This window comes from Acidimicrobiales bacterium (genome assembly GCA_016716005.1).
Lineage (GTDB): Bacteria > Actinomycetota > Acidimicrobiia > Acidimicrobiales > JADJXE01 > JADJXE01.
On sequence record JADJXE010000001.1, the window covers coordinates 1,095,950 to 1,118,537 of the forward strand.

Annotated in this window: 18 protein-coding genes; 12 read left to right on the top strand and 6 right to left on the bottom strand. The window is 74.4% G+C overall.

All coding sequences use genetic code 11. The features are described 5' to 3' along the window. The first annotated feature begins 348 nt into the window (after positions 1–348). From IPM45_05315 to IPM45_05325, 3 genes are all read left to right on the top strand, one after another. A complete protein-coding gene (locus tag IPM45_05315; protein MBK9178982.1) occupies positions 349–2,385 on the top strand; it encodes a UvrD-helicase domain-containing protein in 2,037 nt (678 codons plus the stop codon). Then, positions 2,382–2,873: a DUF2505 family protein gene (locus tag IPM45_05320; protein ID MBK9178983.1), complete on the top strand. Its 492-nt coding sequence runs from the start codon at positions 2,382–2,384 to the stop codon at positions 2,871–2,873. The genes IPM45_05315 and IPM45_05320 overlap by 4 nt, the downstream gene beginning before the upstream one ends. 112 nt (positions 2,874–2,985) lie before the next feature. Continuing rightward, positions 2,986–3,300 (top strand): hypothetical protein, encoded by a 315-nt coding sequence (locus tag IPM45_05325; GenBank protein ID MBK9178984.1) that lies wholly within the window; start codon positions 2,986–2,988, stop codon positions 3,298–3,300. Positions 3,301–3,357: 57 nt separating this feature from the next. Here IPM45_05325 and IPM45_05330 read toward each other — a convergent pair whose 3' ends face one another. The 3 genes from IPM45_05330 to IPM45_05340 all read right to left on the bottom strand — a co-directional run bounded on the left by IPM45_05330 (position 3,358) and on the right by IPM45_05340 (position 6,621). After that, positions 3,358–4,104: a PaaI family thioesterase gene (locus tag IPM45_05330; protein ID MBK9178985.1), complete on the bottom strand. Its 747-nt coding sequence runs from the start codon at positions 4,102–4,104 to the stop codon at positions 3,358–3,360. Continuing rightward, positions 4,101–4,910: an exodeoxyribonuclease III gene (gene xth / locus IPM45_05335; protein ID MBK9178986.1), complete on the bottom strand. Its 810-nt coding sequence runs from the start codon at positions 4,908–4,910 to the stop codon at positions 4,101–4,103. The genes IPM45_05330 and xth overlap by 4 nt, the downstream gene beginning before the upstream one ends. 106 nt (positions 4,911–5,016) lie before the next feature. Next, on the bottom strand, positions 5,017–6,621 hold the full coding sequence (locus tag IPM45_05340) for a S1 RNA-binding domain-containing protein (protein MBK9178987.1): 1,605 nt from the start codon (positions 6,619–6,621) through the stop codon (positions 5,017–5,019). A gap of 213 nt (positions 6,622–6,834) precedes the next feature. Between IPM45_05340 and IPM45_05345 the strand changes: the two genes are divergently transcribed. The 9 genes from IPM45_05345 (at position 6,835) to IPM45_05385 (ending at position 17,636) form a co-directional block, all read left to right on the top strand. After that, positions 6,835–8,289, top strand: a complete 1,455-nt coding sequence (locus IPM45_05345; GenBank protein ID MBK9178988.1) for a M20/M25/M40 family metallo-hydrolase — start codon at positions 6,835–6,837, stop codon at positions 8,287–8,289. Between the two features lie 10 nt (positions 8,290–8,299). Next, positions 8,300–8,947 carry an HAD-IA family hydrolase gene (locus IPM45_05350; GenBank protein ID MBK9178989.1) on the top strand — a complete coding sequence of 216 codons (648 nt, stop codon included), beginning with the start codon at positions 8,300–8,302 and terminating at the stop codon, positions 8,945–8,947. A 50-nt stretch (positions 8,948–8,997) separates the two neighbouring features. Further along, positions 8,998–9,690 (top strand): response regulator transcription factor, encoded by a 693-nt coding sequence (locus tag IPM45_05355; protein MBK9178990.1) that lies wholly within the window; start codon positions 8,998–9,000, stop codon positions 9,688–9,690. Next, the gene (locus IPM45_05360) at positions 9,687–10,850 is read left to right on the top strand and encodes a HAMP domain-containing histidine kinase (GenBank protein MBK9178991.1); all 1,164 of its coding nucleotides are present in this window, start codon (positions 9,687–9,689) and stop codon (positions 10,848–10,850) included. The genes IPM45_05355 and IPM45_05360 overlap by 4 nt, the downstream gene beginning before the upstream one ends. A 1,008-nt stretch (positions 10,851–11,858) precedes the next feature. Then, positions 11,859–12,374 carry a hypothetical protein gene (locus IPM45_05365; protein MBK9178992.1) on the top strand — a complete coding sequence of 172 codons (516 nt, stop codon included), beginning with the start codon at positions 11,859–11,861 and terminating at the stop codon, positions 12,372–12,374. 861 nt (positions 12,375–13,235) lie between these two features. Then, on the top strand, positions 13,236–14,465 hold the full coding sequence (locus IPM45_05370; GenBank protein MBK9178993.1) for a trypsin-like peptidase domain-containing protein: 1,230 nt from the start codon (positions 13,236–13,238) through the stop codon (positions 14,463–14,465). Further along, entirely contained in the window at positions 14,462–15,649 is a 1,188-nt protein-coding gene (locus IPM45_05375; protein MBK9178994.1) for a MoxR family ATPase, read from the top strand. The genes IPM45_05370 and IPM45_05375 overlap by 4 nt, the downstream gene beginning before the upstream one ends. Further along, entirely contained in the window at positions 15,646–16,638 is a 993-nt protein-coding gene (locus IPM45_05380) for a DUF58 domain-containing protein (protein MBK9178995.1), read from the top strand. The genes IPM45_05375 and IPM45_05380 overlap by 4 nt, the downstream gene beginning before the upstream one ends. Further along, a complete protein-coding gene (locus IPM45_05385) occupies positions 16,635–17,636 on the top strand; it encodes a VWA domain-containing protein (protein ID MBK9178996.1) in 1,002 nt (333 codons plus the stop codon). The genes IPM45_05380 and IPM45_05385 overlap by 4 nt, the downstream gene beginning before the upstream one ends. A gap of 7 nt (positions 17,637–17,643) precedes the next feature. On the opposite strand, the gene IPM45_05390 is transcribed toward IPM45_05385, so the two are convergent. The 3 genes from IPM45_05390 to IPM45_05400 form a co-directional block, all read right to left on the bottom strand. Next, positions 17,644–18,096 carry a nuclear transport factor 2 family protein gene (locus IPM45_05390; protein ID MBK9178997.1) on the bottom strand — a complete coding sequence of 151 codons (453 nt, stop codon included), beginning with the start codon at positions 18,094–18,096 and terminating at the stop codon, positions 17,644–17,646. Positions 18,097–18,134: 38 nt separating this feature from the next. Further along, complete coding sequence (locus IPM45_05395; GenBank protein ID MBK9178998.1) at positions 18,135–21,683, bottom strand: multifunctional oxoglutarate decarboxylase/oxoglutarate dehydrogenase thiamine pyrophosphate-binding subunit/dihydrolipoyllysine-residue succinyltransferase subunit; 3,549 nt, start codon at positions 21,681–21,683, stop codon at positions 18,135–18,137. A 124-nt stretch (positions 21,684–21,807) separates the two neighbouring features. After that, positions 21,808–22,551, bottom strand: coding sequence for a YceI family protein (locus tag IPM45_05400; protein MBK9178999.1), 744 nt, complete (start codon positions 22,549–22,551; stop codon positions 21,808–21,810). Between the last annotated feature and the right edge of the window lie 37 nt (positions 22,552–22,588).

Here is a 22,588-nt window from a genome sequence, read left to right on the forward strand (position 1 = left end):
GAGGGCCTCGGCCACCAGGTCCTCGAACCGATCGAGGGGGATGTCGTCCACCGCCTCACGCTAGTGGGCCACGACGCGAGAAAACCCCTTGACGGGTGGGGCCGATGGGGTGAAGATGCCTCTGCCGGAACGCAAGCGCCGGAGCCGGGCTGAGGGGGTTCGGTCCCGCCACAGGTGGGTCGCCCCGAGGTTCGCGAACGCGCTGGTTCCGGAGGGCGTGGGCCCCGAGGAGACTGGACGGCGCGAGCCGGAAGGCTACTCGGGGCCTCGCCGCGTTCCGACCCCGGCCGCGCCGGGGCGTGGCCCCGCTCCCGCCCCGGGGCCCCGGGCGACCGCTACGGTGACCGTGTGGATCCCGCCGCGCTGCTCGACGGGCTCGACCCCGACCAGGCCGAGGCCGTGAGCACGCCGGCGTCGCCCCTCTGCATCCTGGCCGGCGCCGGCTCGGGCAAGACCAGGGTGCTCACCCGCCGGGTCGCGCATCGCATCGCCACCGGCGGGGCCGACCCCCGCCACGTGCTCGTCCTCACCTTCACCCGCAAGGCGGCCGCCGAGCTGGTCGATCGCCTGGCCGCCTTCGGCTTCCGGGACCGGGTCACCGCCGGCACCTTCCACGCCGTCGCCTATGCCCAGCTGCGCCAGCGCTGGGCCGAGGACGGCCGGGCCGCACCCACCCTGGTCGAACGCAAGGCCCGACTGCTCGCCCCGCTCGTGAGCGGCACCGGCACGATGCCGGCGGAGGTGGCCGCCGAGATCGAGTGGGCCAGCGCCCGCCTCGTGGCACCGGAGGGCTACGTGGCCGCCGCGGCCCGGGCCGGGAGGAGACCCCCGCTGGCGGCCGAGGCCGTGGCCGAGGTGTTCGCGCGCTACCGCGACGTGAAGCGGCGCAAGCACCTGGTCGACTTCGACGACCTGCTGGCCGCCTGCGCGACCGCCATCGAGCACGACCCCGCCTTCGCCGAGCGGCAGCGCTGGCGCTTCCGCCACCTCTTCGTCGACGAGTTCCAGGACGTGAACCCCCTGCAGCACCGGCTCCTCGAGGGCTGGCGCGGCGGCCGCGACGACCTGTGCGTGGTCGGTGATCCCGACCAGGCCATCTACGGCTGGAACGGTGCCGACGCCGGCTACCTCACCGGCTTCGCCGGACACCATCCCGGCGCGCGCGTCGTGCGGCTCGCGCGCAGCTACCGGTCGTCCCCCGAGATCCTGGTGTGCGCCCAGGCGGTGCAGGGCGGCCGGGCGGCCGGGGCGACCCCGCTCGTGCCTGCCCGACCGCCCGGCCCCGTACCCACGGTCCGGGCCTACGCGTCCGACGCCGACGAGGCCGCGGCCATCGCCCAGGCGCTCCGCGACGCCCGAGGGCCGGGCCGCCGCTGGGCCGACCTGGCCGTCCTCACCCGCACCCGGGCGCAGGCTGCGGTGCTCGAGGAGGCGCTGCGCGCCGCGCGGGTCCCCTACCGGGTCCGAGGAGCCGGGCCGCTCCTGGACCGCCAGGAGATCCGCGCCGCCCTCGCTCGCCTCACCGACGGGACCGACCCGGCACCCCTCGCCACCCGCCTCGCCGACCTCGAGCTGGGCCTGGCCGCGTCGGGCGCCGTCGGCTCCGAGGGAGACCCTGCCGGCGAGCGGCGCGGCGCCCTCGAAGCCCTCGTGCGGCTCGGCCACGAGTACCTCGACGTGGATCCGGCCGCGTCATCGGCGGGCTTCGGGCCGTGGCTGGCCGCGACCGTACGGTCCGAGACGGTGAGCGTCGGCGCCGATGCCGTCGAGCTGGCCACGTTCCACGCAGCCAAGGGCCTCGAGTGGTCGGTGGTGTTCCTCGCCGGCCTCGAGGAGGGGTTCGTGCCCGTCTCGCACGCCACCACCAACGACGCCCTGCGGGAGGAGCGGAACCTGCTGTACGTCGCGGCCACCCGGGCCGAGCACGAGCTGCACTGCTCGTGGGCCCGCACCCGGACCTTCGGCACCCGGACGGTGGAGCGGTCGCCGTCGCCGCTGCTCGCCCTGCTCGACGCGGCCGCGCAGCGCCTCGCGGGCACGACCCGGCCGGCCGCCGGTCGCGGTCACGGCTGGCGCTCCGGGCTGGCCTCGGCGCGAGACCGGCTGGCCGAGGCCGGGCCGTCGCCGCGGCCGGTGGCCGGCGGGTTCGCGGGCGACGACAGCGTGCTCACGGCGCTGCGGCGGTGGCGGGCAGCGGAGGCCAGGGCAGCCGACGTCGCACCGCAGATCGTGCTGCCCGACGAGGCCCTGGCGGTGCTGGTCGCGGCCCGGCCAGCCACCGTCGACGACGTGCGAGACCTGCCGGGCATCGGGCCCCTGCGGGCCGCCCGCTACGGTGAGCGTCTCGTTGCGCTCGTCGCCGACGCCCGCGGAGGCGCGTCATGAAGTTCGAGATCGTCCAGTGCTACGCCGCCGACGTCGACGCCGTGCAGGCCACGTACCTCGACGCCGACTTCTACGCCCAGCTGACCACGCTCCCGGCCGTCGGGGGGATCGACTTCCTCTCCCAGCACGTCGACGGCGACGTGGTGGAGCAGCAGATCCGCTTCCGGTTCAGCGGCAACCTCTCGGCGGCGGTGCGGGCCGTGCTCGACCCCGCCAAGCTCACGTGGGTCGACTCGTCGGTGATCGACCGGCGGGCGCGCCGCGCCCGGTTCCGCTTCCTGCCCGACCACTACCCCGACCGGCTCACCTGCTCGGGGGTGCGCGTCCTCACCGCCGACGGGCCGGGGTGCACCCGCCAGGTCGCCAGCGCCGAGATCTCGGTGCGGGCACCACTCGTGGGTGGCGCCATCGAGCGGGCCATCGTGTCCGGGCTGCGAGAGAACGCCGAAGCCGAGGCCGCGGCCGTCGAGCGGTGGATCTCCCGCTGACGACCACGCGGGCCCCGGCCGGGCGCCGGCGCCGGTCCAGAGCCGGAACGCACCGGCAGCCGGGCCGATCGGCCGGTTGACGGTTTCGTGATGCGGCGCGATGACAGAGCCGATGTCGCGCACGTTCGTATGGCCCAGTGACGATGGTTGGCCCTACCCCGACGGCGACGGCACTCCCGACGACACCACCATCGACCCGAGCAGCGATCTGGACGAGGAGATCGTGTCGCTCCACGCGGCGCAGGAGCACCTCTTCGATGGGCTCGACGCCACGGAGCGGCGCGTCGTCGAGGCCCGGTTCGGTCTCGGTGGCACCCCCACGCTCACGCTGCGAGAGCTGTCCCACGAGCTCGGCGTCCCCAGGGACGACCTCCGCCGGGCCTACGGCACCGCCCTCGGCAAGCTCCGCGAGCACCTGGCCGGCTGAGCGCCTCCGGGTCGGGCTCCGCACGCCTCCGACGCGCGCCGGCGTGGCCGCGGGCCGTCAGGAGGGGACGTCGCGGGGCGGGGTGTCGCGCCGGGCGATCAGCTCGCCGATGCGCGAGAAGTCGACCGAGATGAACAGGCCCTCGGCCTCGGCGGTGAGCACGTCGCCGTCGTACAGCTGGCCTGCGGTGAAGAGCTTCCGACCCTCGGTGCGCACCAGCCGGCCGACGAGGCGGAGCTCGACGTGGAGCCGCGTCGGCCTGCGGTAGCGGACGGTGAGGCTGCCGGTCATCCCGGGGCTGCCGCCGAGCGACTGCGCCATGCCGAGGAGCTCGTCGAACACCGCGGCGACGTGTCCACCGTGCACGCAGCCGGGCGGTCCCTCGTAGGCCGCGCCGAACACCACGCGGCCCTCGATGTGGCCGTCGACCACCGACAGCTCCATGGGTGGGGCGAGGGGGTTGGCGACGCCGATCGTGGGACTGAAGTCGAAGAAGGCGTGCGGATCCCCCGCGTTGGCCGACTCCGACCAGCCCTCGTAGAGCCGCCCCTGCCCATGGCCCTCGAGCAGCGCCGCGGCCTCCTCGAGACGGTCGGCGACCGCAGCGATCACCTCCGGCGGCGCGTTGGTGGCCACGACCCGATCGATCGCGAGCCGGGCCGCGCTCGCGAAGCGGCGGAGCTCGGCCCGGCGCGGGCTGTCGCTCTCCCTCGCCCGGCGGAAGCGCTCGGCGATCCGCTCGCCGAAGTCGCCCCCGGGGACCGAGTAGGGCATCGTGATCCCGGGCTCGCCGCCGTCCGTCACGGGCGCTCCTCGAAGTCGGCGATCACCGGTGCGTGATCGGAGGGTTGCTGGCCCTTCCGGGCGTTGCGGTCGATCAGCGCGAACACCGAGCGCGATGCCATCGACGGGGTCGCCAGGATGAGGTCGATGCGCATCCCCCGCTTCTGGTGGAAGTCGCCCCCGCGGTAGTCCCACCAGGAGAACAGCCCGTCGGCGTCGAAGTGCCGCCTGAACACGTCGACCAGGCCCCACGCCTCGAGATCACCGAGCGCGGCCCGCTCTGCCTCGCTCACGTGCGTGGCCCCGACGAAGTGGCCCGGGTCCCACACGTCACGGTCGTCAGGAGCGATGTTGAAGTCGCCGCACACGACGGCGTCGCCCGACGGGTCGACGGTGGCGGCCAGGTGGCGCCGCAGACGGCCGAGCCACGCCAGCTTGTAGCGGTACTGCTCGTGGTCGAGGGACCGGCCGTTGGGCACGTAGACGCTGACCACCCGCACCCCGCCGCAGGTGGCGGACAGCAGCCGGGCCTCGGCGTCGGGGGCCTCGGCGTCGGGGGCCTCGGCGTCGGGGGCCTCGGCGTCGGCGAACCCGGCGACGACGTCGTCGAGCCCCACACGGCTGAGGATCGCCACGCCGTTCCACCTCCCCTCGCCGTGATGGGCGCTGGCGTAGCCCAGGGCCTCGAAGGCCAGGGCGGGGAAGGCCGCGTCGGCCAGCTTCGTCTCCTGCATGCAGAGAACGTCGGGCCGGGCCAGCTCCAGCCACTCCTCCACCCGCGCCAGGCGCGCCTTGAGCGAGTTGACGTTCCAGGTCGCGATCCGCACGGGGGGGCACCCTACCGCCGGGCCGTCCGGGTGCCGGTCGGCCGTCCCACGCCTGCTCCGGCCCGGCCCGCCGCTTCGACTCCGACGGCCCGGCTGGACCGCGAGGTCAGTCGGGCGGGGAGCCGGCCTGCTCCTCGGCGGCGCCCGTCGGCGGGGCCGGCGCCTTCGCGGCGGGCGCCTTCTTGGCCGGCGCCTTCGCCGCGGTCGCCTTCTTGGCCGGCGCCTTCTTGGCGGCCGGCGCCTTCGCCGGGGGCGCCTTCTTGGCCGCGACCTTCGCCGCGGGCGCCTTCTTGGCCGGCGCCTTCGCCGCTGGCGCCTTCTCGGCCGCCGCCTTCGCCGCGGGCGCCTTCTCGGCCGGAGCCTTCTTGGCGGCCGGCGCCTTCGCCGCGGGCGCCTTGGCGGCCCTCTTGGCGGCCGCCGCCGGAGCCCTCTCGGTCGGTGCCGTCGCGGCGGCCGGCGCCTCGGTGGCCGCGGCCTTCCTGGCCGGCGCCTTCCTGGACGCCGGCGCCTTCCTGGCCGGAGCCTTCTCGGCCGTCGCCTTCTCGACCGTCACCTTCTCGGCCGCCGCCCGTCGCGGCCGCCTCGCCGTGGCGATCCGCTCCACCGGTGCCGGCGCGGCCGCCTCGCCGGCGACGGCGCGCTCCTCGGGTGCACCGGCCGGCGGCACCTCGCCCGCGGGCGCCTCGTCCGAGCCGGTCCCACCGACCGCCTCCAGCTCCTTGGCGGCCTTCCGGGCCCGCTTGGCCTCTGCCTTGGTCATGGGCGCCACCGGCTCGGGCACCGGCACCTCCACCCGGGCCACACCGGGGAGCGCCAGGTCGATGCTGCGCCGGGTCGGCTCCAGGGCGACCACGACGAACGACCGCGTCTCGCCGAGGGTGAGCACGCTGCGGGCGCTCCGGGGTGCCGGTTCGCCGAGGTTGCGGAGCGGCGCGTAGCACCGGGCCGATCCGACCTGGACGTAGGCGCCGTGGGACGAGAACGACTCCACCTCTCCCTCGACGACGGTGCCCAGCGGGTGCTCGGCGATGAACTCGATGAAGGGCAGCGGCTGGTTGATCGGCTCCGGCTTGACGAGCGTGCCGCGCCGCCGCGCCCGCCCGTCGGTGTCGGCCGGCGCCGGCGCCAGCGCCGCCCCCGCCCCGACCTCTGACGTTGCGGGGCTGGCGGTGCGCTGCCTGGGTGCGCGGCGGGGCTTCGGGGCCGCCGGCGCCGCCGGCGCGGCGGGCACCGGGGCGGCGGGGCGGCTCTTGGTCTTCTTGGCGTCCCGCACCGCCCGGCGGCTGGTGGGCCCCCGAACCGGCGCGCGGGTGACGAAGACCCACCCCACGTGCGGGACGGGCTTGCCGCCGATCAGGCGACCGTCGTCGAACAGCCAGTCGTAGTCGCCGTGGAACTCCTGGAAGGAGTCGTTGGAGAGCACGGTCGCGTCGGCCTTGTCGGCGATCTGGAGCACGAAGGCGTCGCCGCGACCGATGGCGCCGGCGGGCGGTGTGACGAGCTCGGCGTTCACCACCGCGGCCTCGTACTCGGCGGCCTCGGACGGGTCGATGCGGTGCCCGAACGTGGCGTCGACCACCACGATCACCTTGTCGTTGGGGTTCTCCGCCAGGAAGGCGCGCACGGCCTCGTCCAGCTGACGGAGGCTCGGTGCGCTACGACCCTCGGTGGCCAGGTTGGAGCCATCGACGACGACCACTCGGTGCTTCATGTCGACCACTCAGTCAAGCACCATCCGGGCCACGAGCCGTGCACAGGGGGCCCTCGCTCACCTTCAGGCTTGCAGACGCCGGAGGAGTCGGGCCGGTGTCAAGAGGGGACGAAGGCGCCGTCTGCGTCCATAGCGTCCATGAGGTAGGTCAGCGTGCCCCAGGCCTCGCACCAGGCGGTGGCGCGCGCCCGGGCGTCGGGCCAGACCCCGTCGATGGTGTCGGGGCCGACGCCGACGGCGGGACACCCGGCCGGATCGTCGCCACCGACGGCGGGAAGGGCCGGGGACGGCTCGGCAGCCGGTCGGACGCCACGTGCCGTGCCCTACGCTCCGCTCGTGCCCGACACCAGCGACGAGGTCACCGATCTCCTGCAGCACCTCATCCGCAACGCCTGCGTCAACGACGGGTCGGTCGGGTCCGGCCACGAGTCCCGCAGCGCCGACCTGCTGGCCACGTACCTCGAGGGCTCTGGCCTCGACCTCGAGCGGTTCGAGGCCGCGCCCGGCCGCGCCAACCTGGTGGCCCGCCTGGAGGGCTCCGACCCCGAGGCACCGACCCTCCTGCTCATGGGCCACACCGACGTCGTGCCGGTGAACCCCGACGGGTGGAGCCGCGACCCCTTCGGCGCCGAGCTCGTCGACGGCGAGGTGTGGGGGCGTGGCGCAGTCGACATGCTCAACCTCACGGCGTCGATGGCCGTCGCCACGCGGCGACTCGCCCGGTCGGGCTTCCGGCCGCGCGGCACCCTGATCTACCTGGCCGTCGCCGACGAGGAGGCCCTCGGCACCTACGGCGCCGCGCACCTCGTCGACCGCGAGGCCGACGCCGTGCGCGCCGACTACGTGATCACCGAGTCGGGCGGGATCCCCCTCGATCTCGGCGGCGGGATGCGGCTCCCCGTGATCGTGGCCGAGAAGGGCAGCTTCTGGTGCACCCTGCGGGTGCGGGGGACGCCGGGGCACGCGTCGCAGCCGTTCCGCACCGACAACGCGCTGGTGAAGGCCGCCGAGGTCGTGCGGCGCCTGGCCGAGTTCCGGCCCCGGACCGACATCCACGAGACGTGGCGGCGCTTCGTCGAGGGCATGGACATGGACCCCGAGCTGGCTGCGGCCCTGACCCGCCCCGAGGGGTTCGTCGAGCTGTGCGAGGCCCTGCCGCTCGGGCTCTCCCGCACCGCCCACGCCTGCACCCACACCACGTTCGCGCCCACGGTCGTGCACGGCGGAACCAAGACCAACGTGATCCCCGACGTCGTCGACCTGGAGGTCGACATCCGCACGCTCCCGGGGCAGGGCGAGGCCGACGTCCGGGCCCTGCTCGACGAGGCGCTCGGGGACCTGGCCGCGAGCGTCGAGCTGGCGCGGTACCACGACGACCCGTCGACCGCCTCGCCCATCGACACCCCGCTGTGGCACACCCTCGAGCGCGCCAGCGCCCGCTTCCACCCCGACGGCCACCTCGTCCCGTTCCTCACCGTCGGCGCCACCGACGCCCGCTTCTTCCGGCGGCTCGGGGTGACCTCGTACGGCTACGGGCTGTTCAGCCGCAAGATGACCTTCGAGGACTACGCCACCATGTTCCACGGCGACGACGAGCGGGTCGACGTCGAGTCGCTGCAGCTCTCCACCCAGCTGTGGGACGCCGTGGCCCGCGACCTCCTCGGATAGCGTCGCCGTCATGATCCGGGCGGCCCTCTTCGACTTCGGCGGGGTCATCCTCTCCAGCCCCTTCGAGGCCTTCGCCCGCTACGAGCAGGCGAACGGCCTCCCCGACGGCTTCATCCGGGGCCTCAACGCCACCAACCCCGACACCAACGCCTGGGCCCGGCTGGAGCGCAGCGAGGTCGACCTAGACCGCTTCTGCGCGCTGTTCGAGGACGAGGCCAGAGCCGCCGGCCGCGAGCTGGACGCCCGCGGCGTGATCGCACTGCTCTCCGGCTCGCTCCGCCCCGCCATGGTCGAGGCGGTGCGGCGCTGCGGTGAGCGGCTCCGGACCGGGCTGCTCACCAACAACTTCGTGACCGCGCCGGCGGGGCCCGGCCGCAGCCACGCCCACGTCGACCGCGAGCTCGAGATGGCCGAGGTCATGGCCCTGTTCGACGCCGTCGTCGAGAGCAGCCAGGTCGGGGTGCGCAAGCCGGATCCGCGCTTCTACGAGCTGGCGTGCGAGCTGCTCGCCGTGGCGCCGGAGGAGTGCGTGTTCCTCGACGACCTGGGGGTGAACCTCAAGCCGGCGCGGGCCATGGGCATGACCACCATCAAGGTGGTCGATCCCGGGCAGGCGCTGGCCGAGCTCGAGGCCGTGGTCGGCTTCCCGCTCGGCTGACACCGACCGCGCCCGCCGGGGCGCCGACGCGCCCTACCCTGGCTCTCGCCATGCGCCTGCTGGTCGTCGAGGACGAAGAGGATCTGGCCGGGGCCGTCGCCCTCGGCCTGCGCCGCGAGGGCTATGCCGTCGACCTGGCCGGCACCGTGGGCGAGGCCCTGGAGCGGCTCACCACGACCGCCTACGACCTCGTGTGCCTCGACCTGAACCTGCCCGACGGCGACGGACGCGAGGTGTGCCGCTCGCTCCGGGCGTCGGGGTCGGTCGACGGCACCAGGACCAGGGTGCTGATGCTCACGGCCCGCACCTCGCTCGACGACCGCGTCGCCGGGCTCGACGACGGCGCCGACGACTACCTGGTGAAGCCGTTCGGCTTCCCGGAGCTCACCGCCCGGGTGCGGGCGCTCCTGCGGCGCGACCTCCAGCGGGGCTCCGGGCTGCTGCGCGTCGGCGCCCTCGAGCTCGACGCCGCCCGCTTCGAGGCCCGCCGGCACGACCGGCCCCTGGGGCTCACGCCCAAGGAGTTCGCGCTGCTCCGCTACCTCATGCTCCACTCGGGCGACGTGCTGACCCCCGAGCGCCTGCTCGAGCACGTGTGGGACGGCGAGGTCGACCCGTTCTCCAACACGGTGCGGGTGACCGTGTCCAACCTCCGCCGCAAGCTGGCCGCCGCCGACCCCGACCGGCGCCAACCCATCGAGACGGTGGTGGGCCGGGGGTACCGCCTCTCCGACCCGGCGTGAGCAGCACCCGGCTCCGGCTGGCGGCCTGGATCGCAGCGGGGCTGGTGGCGGCCGGCTGCCTGACCCTGGCCGTTGTGAACCTGGCCGCGGCCCGCGCCCTGCAGGGCACCCCGGTCACGAGCGGCGTGGTGGGCGAGATCGAGGCGGATCTCGGCGAGCAGGCGGTGCTGCCGTTCCAGACCGTGACCCAGGTCCTCGCCGCCCTCGAGCGGCGGGCCAACGAGCGGGCCCTGGCCCGGGTCCGCTCCAGCTCGTGGTGGGCGCTGGCCGCCCTGCTGCCCGCCAGCGCGGCCACCGGCTGGCTGCTGGCCGGATGGTGGGAGCGACGGCGCGACGCGGCGCTGCCGGCCCTGCCCGTCGATCCGGACGCGACGGCGCGGGCGGCGTTCCGCGCCCTGGTGGAGGAGGCCTCCCACGAGCTCCGCAACCCGCTCGCCGTCGTCACCACCAACCTCGACCTGGTGGCGTCGTCGGGTCCGAGCGACGACCCCGCGGCCACCCGGCAGGCAGCCCAGGCCGCCCAACGGGCCGCCCGCCGGATGGCGGCCACCCTCGACGGGCTGGCGGCGGGCACGCTCGACCCGGCCTCGCCGGGCACCCGGCCGGCGGTCGCGATCGACGCCGTCACGGCCGGCGTCGTCGAGGAGTTCGGCCCGCTGGCCGGGGCCAGGGGGGTGAGCGTCGAGCAGGTGCAGGGCGGGCCCGGGGCCACGGTGCGGGGGGACCGGCTCGCCCTCCGCCGAGCGCTCGCCAACCTGGTCGCCAACGCGGTCCGCCTCGCCCCGTCCGGCTCCACGGTCCGGTGCGCGAGCGGGGTCCGGGGAGCCTGGGTGTGGACGGGCGTCGCCGACGAGGGCCCCGGGATCCCGGCGGAGGCGCAGCCGCACGTGTTCGAGCGGGGCTGGCAGGGCACCACCCGGCCGCACGACGGGCGGCCGGGTGGGCTCGGGCTGGCCATCGTCCGCCAGGTCGCCGAGGGCCACGGCGGGTTGGTCCGCCTGCACTCACGGGAGGGCGTCGGCACCCACGTGGTGCTGTGGCTCCCGGCCGCCGGCGAGCGGATGCCGATGGGGCCCGCCAGCGGAGCCGACCCTCCCCACAGCGACCCGCTGGGCGACCTCGGCACCGACCCGAAGCCGGCGCCTCCCCCCGCCCTTTGACCGGAACAACTGACGCTGTCGGGGGTCCTGACGCTGTCGCCCAGGGGAGGTACGCGTCGCAGGTCTTGCCGACGTGGCCCACCCCGTAGGGCGGGTCGGTCCACACCATGTCGGCCAGCCCGCCGGCCATCACCCGCTCCACCTCCGCGGGCCGGGTGGCGTCGCCGCACAGCACCCGATGCTCCCCCAGCACCCACAGGTCGCCCGTGGCGCTCGTCGGAGGCGCCGCCGCGGGCACATCGTCCTCGCCTGGCCGCAGTGTCCGTCCAGCCGAGCTGGCGGGCGGCCAGCAGCGTGTGGTTCCCGGCGATCACCGTGCGGTCCGACCGGCGGGCCACGATCGGCTTGCGCTGCCCGAACGTGGCCAGCGACCGGGCGACCGCGTCGACGTCACCGCGGCGCGGGTTGCCGGCCAGCAGCAAGAGGGTGTCGGTGGGGGCGGCCAGCTCGGCCAGGTCGGAGGCGATCACGCAGGTCGGTTGCTGCCGGTTGCGGGGGGTTGCTGCGACACGCCGTTCAGGGTGCCGAGCGCAGCTGCCCACACGGTTGGCAGCCCCACACCGGCGGCTCCCCGGTAGCTCAGCGGCGGGCGTCCACATCGACGACCTGGCCCGCGCTCCGGCGTGGCAGACAAGCCCATCTACCGCCCAACTTGGCAACGCAGTGAACGTCGGCGTCGTGCGGCACGTCGCGGAAAGGCTGTTCCTCGGTGGCGACGCCCCGTGGGCCCGCTGGCGCGACGCGCTCGTGTCGGCGGCTGGCTGATCCGCCTTCACTTGATCTGGACGTTCCGTCCGTCCCGTCCGTGCAGTGCGCTCCCGTGATGCGCCGTGTCGTCCAGTTCTGTGCACATCGTGTGCACATCCAGCCAATGCGTATCCGTGAGCCCGCAACGGACTGATGCTCTGGCTCTGTCGAAACTGGCAGCGCATCATGACGGTGGAGGTGCTTCGCCGCTGCGGATGAATGTCGCATGGTGGGAGCCGCACGAGAGAAGGGAGAGGGAGCATGACGACTCACACGGTCATCAGGGCGATGGGTGTTGCCGCGCTCCTCCTCACGGGTATCGCGCTGGTGGGTTGCTCATCGGGGGACGACGACGCTGCCGAGACGCCGATCGGCCAGGCCCTCACCGAGAAGTTCCTCCAGGGAGGCGGGGTCACCAATGAAGAGGAAGCCCGATGTGTCGCCGGCGGCTTCGTCGACGGTCTCGGCGAGGATCGGATCGAAGAGCTCGGCTTCACACCCGACGACGTGGACATGATCGAAGGCGCTGCCTTCACCGACGAGGAGATCGACACGATGGTCGACGTGTACTTCGACTGTGTCGACGTCCGTCGGGTGATCGTCGCCAACCTCGCCCCCGACGTCGGCGACGAAGTGGCGGACTGTGTCGCCGAGAACCTGCCCGAGGATGTGCTCCGCGACTTCGTCGCGGCGGGCAACTTCGGCGTGGACATGCCCGTCGAGTCAGACCAGGCGTTCCGCGACGTCTCCGCCGAATGTGGCCTGCCAGTCGGCTGACAGCCGAGATCGGTCACCACTCGGCAGTAGATCGAGTCGAGTCAGCGGCATGCGCGCCCACCCAGCCCGCTCCCGCAAGCTCACCGAAGAAGGCGCCACCTGGAATCCAGCTCGCCCAGGGGGAGGAATCTCGATGAGCAACCCCTGGGGATTCCGACGAGCGGCGTCAGATCCGATCGGAGAGAGGCTCGACCACCCCTGGGTCCGTGCCCGCCTCTCTGGACTCAGGGTAGAGAAGCGCCACCAGCTCACGCGGCGGTGCCTTTGCGTCGGGCGGCGCGGATGCGGCGCCGTTGGCGTTCGCTGGTGGCGCCCCACACGCCGTGGCGGACGTGGTTCGCGGCGAGGAACGCGGTCCGTCGGGCGGCCACGCTGCGGGCGCTCTTGCCTCTTGGCGTCCAGACCCGTCTGGCATGGCGGTCAGGGCGCCGGGCCGACCTGCCCGCACGGTGGCAGCCCCACACGGCCCGCTCCCGGCGAACCAGCATGGTTGCATGGAGCGACCCCGACAGCGACGGTTGAGCCCTTTAACCGAGCCTTACACCGCCGAAAGGCCTCCTTTAGCCCCTTCTCCGTACCGTCGGGGTTGCTCCGACCCGAGGAGGACGCGTGAGCAACCCGACCGAGCTGGCCGATCGCCGCCACCTCACCCGCCGTGACCTGCCGGTGGCGCCGCCCGTCGTCGACGCCCCGCCCCCGCTGCAGCCCCCCGGCGCGCCGCCCCGCCCACCGGGCCCCCCGCCGGGCCTCGCGGCCGGCGGCCCGCCCTCGCCCCCGGCACCCCCCCGGCGGTCTCGCCGGGGCCTGGTGCTCGGCGCCGTCGGGGCGCTCCTCGTCGTCGCGATCGGCGGTGGCCTGCTCGTGCTCACCGATCCCTTCGGCGGCGACGGCACGGCCGGGGCCGGCGCCGGTGCGGCCGCCGCCGCGTCCCAGGAGCCGGCGGCCCGGGCTGCGGCCGCTCTCCTCCCGAGCGTCGTGCAGATCGAGACCGACGCGGGCGCCATGGGTGCCGGCTTCGTGTACGAGGACGGCTACGTGCTCACGGTCGCCCACGTGGTGGGCGGGTCGGACGCCGTCACCGTGCGGCTCTCCGACGGCACCGAGATCGATGGCGAGGTGACGGGTGCGAACCGCGCCGAGGACGTCGCCGTCGTCGCCGTCGACCCGGCGACCCCCGGGCTGGTCACCGCCGAGCTCGGGCGGGACGACGACGTGGAGGTCGGCGAGGTTGCGGTGGCCATCGGGAGCCCGCTCGGCTTCGACCAGACCGTCACGTCCGGCATCATCTCGGGCCTCGACCGCACCCTGGAGATGCCCGACCTCACCCTGACGGGCCTCCTGCAGACCGACGCCCCGATCAACCCGGGCAACTCCGGTGGTCCGCTCGCCGACGGCGACGGGCGGGTCATCGGGCTGAACACCGCCATCGCCACCCAGTCGGGCGGCAGCGACGGGCTCGGCTTCGCCATCCCCATCGGCCACGCCCTGCAGGTGGCGACCGACCTCCGCAACGGCATCGGGAACGACCCGGCCGACGACCCGGGCGGCCTGGGCGGGCTCGACGAGCTCCTCCCCGAGCTGCCCGACCTGGGCGACCTCGACCAGATCCTGCCCGGGCTGGGCGAGCTGTTCGACTGGCTCCTCGGCGACGGCGGCCTGTTCGACGAGCCTGCCCCCGCGGATCCGTCCGAGCCGTCCGACCCGTCCGAGCCGTCCGACCCGTCGGCCGCCCCCGACCGCCTCCTCGGCACCGACGGGCTGCCGTCGGCCTACGAGGTCGTGTCGTCGCAGATCCGCACGTCGGGTGACACCGTCGAGCAGGTCGTCGAGCTCGAGGGCCCTGACGGCACCGTCACGATCCAGGCCGAGCAGGGCCCCGACGTGGAGGCCGCCTTCGACGACCTGGCCGGCCGCGGTGACCCCGTCGAGGTGCGCACGGCAGAGGGCGTGCTGATCGACGGGAGCAGCGACGTGACCCTCGCCTGGGTGGAGGACGGCGGATCGCCCGTGGTGGTCGTGATCACCGCTCCCGCCGGCACCCCGGCCGACGACCTGGTGGCGCTGGCCGAGGCGCTGGAGGTGCGCTCGTGAGCGCGGGGCCCATCACCCGCGACGAGCTCACCCGGGCCACGGCCCAGCTCGACCAGCTGCTCTTCGAGATCCGGCGGGTGATCGTCGGGCAGGACCGGGTGCTCGAGCGCATCCTCACGACCCTCCTGGCGGGCGGGCACTGCCTGCTCGAGGGCGTGCCAGGGCTCGGGAAGACCCTCACCCTCGCCACCCTCGCCAAGGTGATGGGGGGGTCGTTCTCGAGGATCCAGTTCACCGCCGACCTGCTCCCCGCCGACGTCGTGGGCACCCGCATCTACAAGCCCTCGGCCGAGTCGTTCGAGGTCGAGCGGGGCCCCGTGTTCGCCAACGTCGTGCTGGCCGACGAGGTCAACCGGGCCCCGGCCAAGGCCCAGTCGGCCCTGCTCGAGGTCATGCAGGAGCACCAGGTCAGCATCGGCGGCGTCACCATGCGGGTGCCCGAGCCGTTCTTCGTCCTGGCCACCCAGAACCCGATCGAGTCGGAGGGCGTCTACCCGCTCCCCGAGGCCCAGCGCGACCGCTTCCTCATGCGCGTGCCCGTCGACTACCCGACGCCGGCGGAGGAGGTCGAGGTGGTGCGCCGCGACGGGGCCGGCCCGGCGACCGTGAGCCGCCTGCTCGACCCGGGCGACCTGCTCGCCCTCCAGGCCCTGGCCGGGCGCGTGCAGATCGACGGCCCGGTGGTCGACTACGCGCTGCGCCTGGTCCTCGCCACCCGCGAGCCGACCGCCCACGGCATGGCGCACCTCGACGGGCTCCTGGCCTTCGGCGCCAGCCCCCGGGCGTCGATCGGCCTCGTGCGCGCGGCGCGCTCCCTGGCCCTGCTCCGGGGTCGGGCCCACGCCCTCCCGCAGGACGTGTACGACGTCGCCTACGACGTGCTGAACCACCGGGTGACGCTGTCGTTCACCGCCCTCGCCGACGGCATCACGCTGGACGACGTGCTCGTCGACCTGTTGCGCACCGTGCCGGCTCCGCGGCTGGTCCCGGTGGCCGCCACCGCACCGGCCACGCCGGCCGGGGACGCGGCCGGGCCCGCCGCCCCGGGCCGGCCGGCCGCGCCCCCGCCGGCCGCCACGGCCGCCACGGCCGCCACGGCCGACACGGCCACCACCGCCACCCAACCGGTCGGGATCGCCACGCCGGTCGGCCCGCCCACCGGCCCGTGGCCGGGCCGACCGTGAGGCGCCGCCGCGGCGAGCCCGCGCCCGGCGACCTCCCGCGCCTCGTCCAGAGGCCCGTCGACGGCCTCCGGGGCGTGGAGCTCACCGTGCTGCGGCGCATCGACGGGCTGCTCCACGGCGACTACCAGGGCGTCCTGCCGGGGCCAGGCTCGGAGCCCGGTGACGCCCGCCCGTACGAACCGGGTGACGACGTGCGCCGCATCGACTGGCCCGTGACCGCTCGCACCGGGACCCTGCACCTCCGCGAACGGGTCGCCGACCACGACCTGCAGGTGCTGGTGGTGCTCGACCTGTCGGCCAGCATGGACTTCGGCACGGCGCGCTGCACCAAGCGCGAGCTGGCCCTCGACGCCATCGCGACCATCGGGCTGCTGGCCGCCCGCGGCGCCAACCGCACGGGTGCCCTGGTGGTGGCCGGCGAACGCCGGCAGTGGCTGCCACCCCAGGGCGGCCGCACCGGGCTGGCCGCGCTGGTGCACCGCCTCCAGCAGGAGCCGACGGGCGACGGCCCCACCGACCTGGGTGCGGGCCTCGCCGCGCTGGCCGGCCTCGTCCGGCGTCGTGGGCTGGTGGTCGTCGTCTCCGACTTCCTGGGCCCCCCCACCTGGGCCCGCCCGCTGCGCGCCACCGCAGCCCGCCACGACGTGCTCGCCGTCGAGGTGGTCGATCCCCGGGAGGTCGAGCTCCCCGACGTGGGCTTCGTGGTCTTCTCCGACCCCGAGACCGGGGCCGAGCGCCGCGTCGACACCGGGCGCGCCGGGCTCCGCGAGGGCTACGCCCGCGCCGCCGCCCGCCACCGGGCCGACGTCGCGGCGGCCCTCCGTGGCGCCGGCGCCGGTCACGTGCAGCTCCGCACCGACCGCGACTGGGTCGGCGACCTGGCCCGCCACCTCGCCGTCCGACGCCGCCAACGGCTGGGTGCCCCCGCCCGCTCCGGGGGCACCGCCGGCCCTGCACCCACCCCCATCACGTCGGCGGTGGCCCGGTGAACGGCCTCCGGTTCCTCGACGGCCTGCGGCTCTGGCTGCTCCTGTTGCCGGCCGTGCTGCTGGTGGCCTACGTGGTCCTCCAGCTCCGACGACCCCGCTACACCCTTCGCTTCACCGGCCTCGACCTGCTGGCCAAGGTCGCGCCCGACCGGCCGGGATGGCGTCGCCACCTGCCCGCGCTGGCCCTGCTGCTCGGCGTGATGGCCCTCGTGCTCGCCACCGCCAAGCCGGTCCGGGCCGAGGAGGTCCCCCAGCCGCTGGCGACGGTGGTGCTCGCCCTCGACGTGTCCAACTCCATGCAGGCCACCGACGTCGCCCCCAGCCGGCTGGCCGCGGCCAAGGACGCCGCCACCCGCTTCGTCGACCTCGTGCCCGACGGCGTGCAGATCAGCCTGGTCACGTTCTCCGAGACCGTGCAGGTCCGCGTGGCGCCCACCGACGACCGCGACGCCCTCGTCGCCGCCATCGACCGGCTCCGCCTGGGGCCGGGAACGGCGATCGGCGAGGCGATCTACGCCAGCCTGGCCGTGCTCCCCGAAGCCGTCACCGCCGACGGCACCCGAGGGTCCGGCTCGGCCGACGCGACCGAGGGGGTGGCCGACGGCGACACCTCGCCCGGGAGCATCGTGCTCCTCTCCGACGGCGAGACCACGTCGGGCCGCTCGGAGGCCGAGGCCGCCCGGGCCGCCGAGGAAGCCGGCGTGCCGGTCTCGACGGTGGCCTTCGGCACCGACCGGGGCACGATCGAGATCGACGGCCAGACGGTCCCCGTGCCCGTCGACACGGCCGCGCTCCGAGGGGTGGCCCGCACCACCGACGGCACGTTCGCGGCGGCGGCGTCGGCCGAGCAGCTCACCGACGTGTTCGAGGGCCTGGGCCGCACCGCCGGCACCACCACCGAGGAGCGCGACGTGAGCGGGTGGTTCCTCGCCGCTGCGCTGGTCCTGCTGCTGGGCGCGGCCGCCGGCTCGCTGGTCTGGTTCAGCCGCCTGCCGTAGCGGCTCGTCAGGCCTGCGGCGGGGTCATCGCCCCCAGAGGGTCGGCGAGGATCCCCATCTGGACCATGATCGACAGGTCGTCCCAGTAGTTGTCGACGGCCACGATCCGGCCGTCGCGGGCAGTGGAGATGCTCACCCCGCGCATCTCGACGTGCGCACCCGTCGGCGGGACCTGCACGCCCGCGTCGAGCGACAGCGGGCCGGTGTTGGTGGCCGACCACGTGAACTCGACCGCCGAGGTGTCGCCGTCGACGAGCACCCGGTGCACGGTGACGTGGGCGTCGGGCCATCCCAGCCACTCGCGCTGCCAATGGCCGATCACCTCGACGCGGCCCCGGTACACGATCGGCTCGGCGCCCATGTGCCAGGTGCCCACCACGTCGTCGGCATAGCGCATCGCGTCGACGTCCCTGGCGTTGTACGCGTCGATCTCGGCGGTGGCCATGGCTCGCGGGTCCATCGGTGCTCCCTCGCTGGCAGGACGGTGCGAGGAGTCTGCTACAGCCTGCCGACGCTGTCGTCGAGGAGCTGCGCCTGCTCCTGGGCGTGGATCCTCCCCGAGCCGGTCGCGGGGCTGCCCGACGCGGCCCGGCTCACGTGGCGCAGCGAGTGGAACCCGTCGCGCAGGATCCGGTGCAGGCGGCCGTGGACGAAGTTCCACGCCCCCATGTTCTCGGGCTCCTCCTGGAGCCAGACCACCTCGGCCGCGTTCGGGAAGGTGTCGAGCAACCGCACGATCTCGTCGCCGGGCCACGGGTAGAGCTGCTCCACGCGCGCCACGGCCACCGGCGCACCGATCTGGTCCCGGCGGGCCATGGCGTCGTAGCCGACCTTCCCCGAGCACAGCACGACCTGCCGGACGGCGCCCCGGTCGGCGACCCCCAGGTCGTCGAGCACCTCCTGGAACGCCGTGCCCGGCTCGAGGCAGACGACCGGGGACCGCGCGCCCTTGGCCCGCAGCAGCGACTTGGGCGTGAAGACCACCAGCGGCTTGCGGACCTCGCGGTGCACCTGGCGGCGCAGGGCGTGGAAGTACTGCGCGGCTGTGGTCGGGTACACGATCTGCAGGTTGTCCTCGGCGGCCAGGGTGAGGAAGCGCTCCACCCGGGCCGAGGAGTGCTCGGGCCCCTGGCCCTCGTAGCCGTGGGGCAGCAGCAGCACGAGGCCCGACGTCTGACCCCACTTGTCCTCGGCGGCCACCACGAACTGGTCGATGATGATCTGCGCACCGTTGGCGAAGTCGCCGAACTGCGCCTCCCACAGCACCAGGGCGTCCTTGTGCACCACGGAGTAGCCGTACTCGAAGCCAAGGGCCGCGTACTCCGACAGCAGCGAGTCGTACACCCAGAACTTGCCGCGCCGGGGCTCGAGGCGCTGCAGCGGGACGAGCTCGGCCTCGTTCACGTGGTCGACGAGCACGCTGTGGCGCTGCGAGAAGGTGCCCCGACCGCTGTCCTGGCCCGACAGGCGGATGTCGGTCCCCTCGACCAGGAGGGTGCCGAAGGCGAGCGCCTCGGCGGTCGCCCAGTCGACGTCGCCGTCCACCTCGTACAGCTGGGCGCGCGCCTCGAACTGCTTGGCCAGCTTGGGGTGGACGGTGAAGCCCTCGGGGTAGGTGCTGAGCGCGGCGAAGACGCGATCGAGCTCGGCCCGCTCGACGCCGGTGTCGACGTGGGGGAGCACGCCGATCGGCTCGGGCGCCGGCAGGGCGATCACCTCGGCGTCCGGCGCGGCCTGGCGGGTCTCGTCGAGGGCGGCCTGCAGGCGGGCCTGGAAGTCGTCGAGGGCGCGCTCGGCCTCGTCGAGGTCGATGTCGCCCCGGCGGACCAGCGCCTCGGTGTGGCGCTTGCGGACGGACCGCCGCTCGTCGATCCGCCGGTACATCCCGGGCTGCGTGTACGAGGGGTCGTCGCCCTCGTTGTGCCCGTGCCGGCGGTAGCACAGCATGTCGATCACGACGTCCTTGTTGAAGCGCCGCCGGTACGCGTAGGCCAGGCGCGCCACCCGCACGCAGGCCTCGGGGTCGTCGCCGTTCACGTGGAAGATGGGCGCCTGGACCATCTTGGCAATGTCGGTGCAGTAGTACGACGAGCGGGCCTCGTGCGGCGGGGTGGTGAACCCCAGCTGGTTGTTGATCACGAGGTGCACCGTGCCGCCGACGCGGTAGCCGGCGAGCTTCGACAGGTTGAGCGTCTCGGCCACCACGCCCTGGCCGGCGAAGGCGGCGTCGCCGTGCACCAGCACCGGGAGCACCGAGAACGATCCGGGGCGGTCGATCAGGTCCTGTCGGGCCCGGGCCATGCCCACCACCACGGGGTCGACGGCCTCGAGGTGCGAGGGGTTGGCGGCCAGCTCCACCGGGATGGGGCGCCCGGACGGGCTCACGAACGTGCCCGAGGCGCCCAGGTGGTACTTCACGTCACCCGAGCCCTGGGTGGAGTCGGGGTCGACGAAGCCCTCGAACTCCCGGAAGATCTGGTCGTAGCTCTTGCCGACGATGTTGGCCAGCACGTTCAGCCGGCCGCGGTGCGCGATGCCCAGCACGACGCCGTCGAGGGCCTCGTCGGCGGCCTCGGACAGGATGGCGTCGAGCACCGCGATGGCGCTCTCGCCCCCCTCGAGGCCGAAGCGCTTGTGCCCGACATACTTGGTGGCGAGGAACCGCTCGAAGGCCTCGGCGGCGTTGAGCCGCGAGAGGATGTGGCGCTTGTCGTCCGGGCCGAGCTCGACGCTGACCCCCTCGACATGCTCCTGGATCCAGCGCTTCTCCCCGGGTTCCTGGATGTGCATGTACTCGATGCCCACCGTGCGGCAGTACGCGTCGCGCAGCACGCGCAGCATGTCGCCGAGCTTCATCCGCTCCCGCCCGGCGAGACCACCGGTGAGGAACTCGCGGTCGAGGTCCCAGATCGTGAGGCCGTAGGTGGACGGATCGAGCTCCGGGTGCACGTGGGGCTCGCCGCCCGAGAGCGGGTCGAGGTCGGCGATGAGGTGACCGCGGACCCGGTGAGCGTTCACGAGCTGACCCACCCGGATCTGCTTCTCCAGCATCGACTGCTCGTGATCGACCGGGTTGACGTCGCGCCGCCACTCGACGGCCTCGTACGGCACGCCGACCGAGCGGAACACCCCCTCGTAGAAGGCCTCGGCTCCGGTGAGCAGCTCGTGCACCCGCTTCAGGAAGAGGCCCGATTCGGCGCCCTGGATCACGCGGTGGTCGTACGTCGACGTGATCGTGACGACCTTCGACACGCCGAGGTCGGCCAGGAGGTGGGGATCGGCGGCCTGGAACTCGGCCGGGTGGTCGATCGCGCCCACGCCCACGATCACGCCCTGGCCCGGCATCAGCCGAGGCACCGACTGCACGGTGCCGATGGTGCCCGGGTTGGTGAGCGTGATCGTGGCGCCCGCGAAGTCGTCGGCGCTGAGCCGGTTGGCCCGCACCTTGCGGATCACGTCCTCGTAGGCGGCGTAGAAGCCACGGAAGTCGAGCGTGTCGGCCGCCCGGATCACGGGCACCAGCAGGGTGCGGGAGCCGTCGGCCTTCTCCACGTCGACGGCGAGGCCCAGGTTCACGTGCTCGTGGCGCACGACCCGGGGCGCGCCGTCCGGGCCGCGCACGAAGGTGGAGCTCATGACCGGCACGGCGTCGGCGACCGCGCGCACGACGGCGTAGCCGATGAGGTGCGTGAACGACACCTTGCCGCCGCCGACCCGTTCGAGGTAGCCGTTGATGACGCCCCGGTTGACCTCGAGCAACTTGGCCGGCACGACCCGGAACGAGGTGGCCGTTGGCACCTCGAGGCTGGCCTCCATGTTGGCCACGATCAGGGCGCCGGCACCGCGGATCGGCGCCCCCGCCGGCTCGGCGGGGGCGGCGGCCGGCTCGGTGGGGACGGCGGCCGGCTCGGGGGTGGCCGCCACGACCGGCGGGGTGGCCACGGCGGACGCCGGCGCCACCCTCGGGCCGTCGGGCCGGTAGTCGGCGAAGAAGTCCCGCCAGCTCTGGCTCACCGACCCCGGGTCGGCCCGGAAGCGCTCGTACATCTCGTCGACCAGCCAGGCGTTCGGCCCGAACCGCCCGACGGCCCCCTGCTCTCGCTCGCTGCCCCGCTCGCCGGCCACGAGGTCGAAGCCTACCGCCGGCCCCCTCGCGGGCCCCGGGAGACGATCACCCCTGGACGAACACCAGGAGGAGCTCCAGCTGGCCGTTGTCCTCGGTGGTGACGGGGCCACCGCTGGGGTTGGGGATCCCCCAGTCGGCGAAGACGATGGGGATGGTCCCGCTCACCTGGATCGTCCCGTCCTGCAGGCGGGCCTCCACGGGGAAGGTCACCGAGGCGGTCGTGCCCCGCAGGGTGAGGTCACCGGTGGCCTCGGCCGAGACCGTCTCGCCCTCGGCGGGGACCGAGCCCAGGTCGATGGGGGCGGTGAGCACGAAGGCCGACGTGGGGTGGGTGGCGACGTCCATGATCCGCCCCCTGAACTGGTCGTCGCGCCGGCTCTCGTCGGAGGTCACGGTGGCCATGTCGACCTCGAACGAGGCCTCGGTCACCCGGCCGCCCTCCAGGGTGAGCGACCCCGTCACCGCGTTGGTGCGCCCGACGGCCGTGGCGTTCTGGCCGAAGAGGATCTCGTCGACGCGGTAGCCCACGACGGAGTCGCCGGAGGCGTCCCAGACCCCGTCCAGGCCGGCCCCCTCGTCGGGCCCGCCGGCCGGGGTGGTGGTCGACGCCCCCGCCGGTGCGGTGCTGGTGGTCGTGGCGGCGTCGAGCGACAGCGGCGGCGGTGGGTCGTCGCGGATCACGTTGATGTAGACCCAGGTGCCGCCGGCGACGAGCACCACGACCCCGACGACCGCGGCCAGCACCCACACCAGCACCCGCCTCGACCTGCCGCCACCCTCGCCCGTCATCGTCCCTCCCGCGCCGTCGAGCCCGTCTCGCCGGGAC

What these genes read in the sequence shown, in the direction of transcription:
- IPM45_05355 (MBK9178990.1), top strand. Translation starts at nt 8,998, where the DNA reads ATGCGCCTGCTGGTCGTCGAGGACGAAGAGGATCTGGCCGGGGCCGTC.
- IPM45_05390 (MBK9178997.1), bottom strand. Translation starts at nt 18,096, where the DNA reads ATGGACCCGCGAGCCATGGCCACCGCCGAGATCGACGCGTACAACGCC.
- IPM45_05400 (MBK9178999.1), bottom strand. Translation starts at nt 22,551, where the DNA reads ATGACGGGCGAGGGTGGCGGCAGGTCGAGGCGGGTGCTGGTGTGGGTG.
- IPM45_05340 (MBK9178987.1), bottom strand. Translation starts at nt 6,621, where the DNA reads ATGAAGCACCGAGTGGTCGTCGTCGATGGCTCCAACCTGGCCACCGAG.
- IPM45_05365 (MBK9178992.1), top strand. Translation starts at nt 11,859, where the DNA reads ATGACGACTCACACGGTCATCAGGGCGATGGGTGTTGCCGCGCTCCTC.
- IPM45_05395 (MBK9178998.1), bottom strand. Translation starts at nt 21,683, where the DNA reads ATGTACGAGCGCTTCCGGGCCGACCCGGGGTCGGTGAGCCAGAGCTGG.
- IPM45_05325 (MBK9178984.1), top strand. Translation starts at nt 2,986, where the DNA reads ATGTCGCGCACGTTCGTATGGCCCAGTGACGATGGTTGGCCCTACCCC.
- IPM45_05345 (MBK9178988.1), top strand. Translation starts at nt 6,835, where the DNA reads ATGGTGTCGGGGCCGACGCCGACGGCGGGACACCCGGCCGGATCGTCG.
- IPM45_05320 (MBK9178983.1), top strand. Translation starts at nt 2,382, where the DNA reads ATGAAGTTCGAGATCGTCCAGTGCTACGCCGCCGACGTCGACGCCGTG.
- IPM45_05350 (MBK9178989.1), top strand. Translation starts at nt 8,300, where the DNA reads ATGATCCGGGCGGCCCTCTTCGACTTCGGCGGGGTCATCCTCTCCAGC.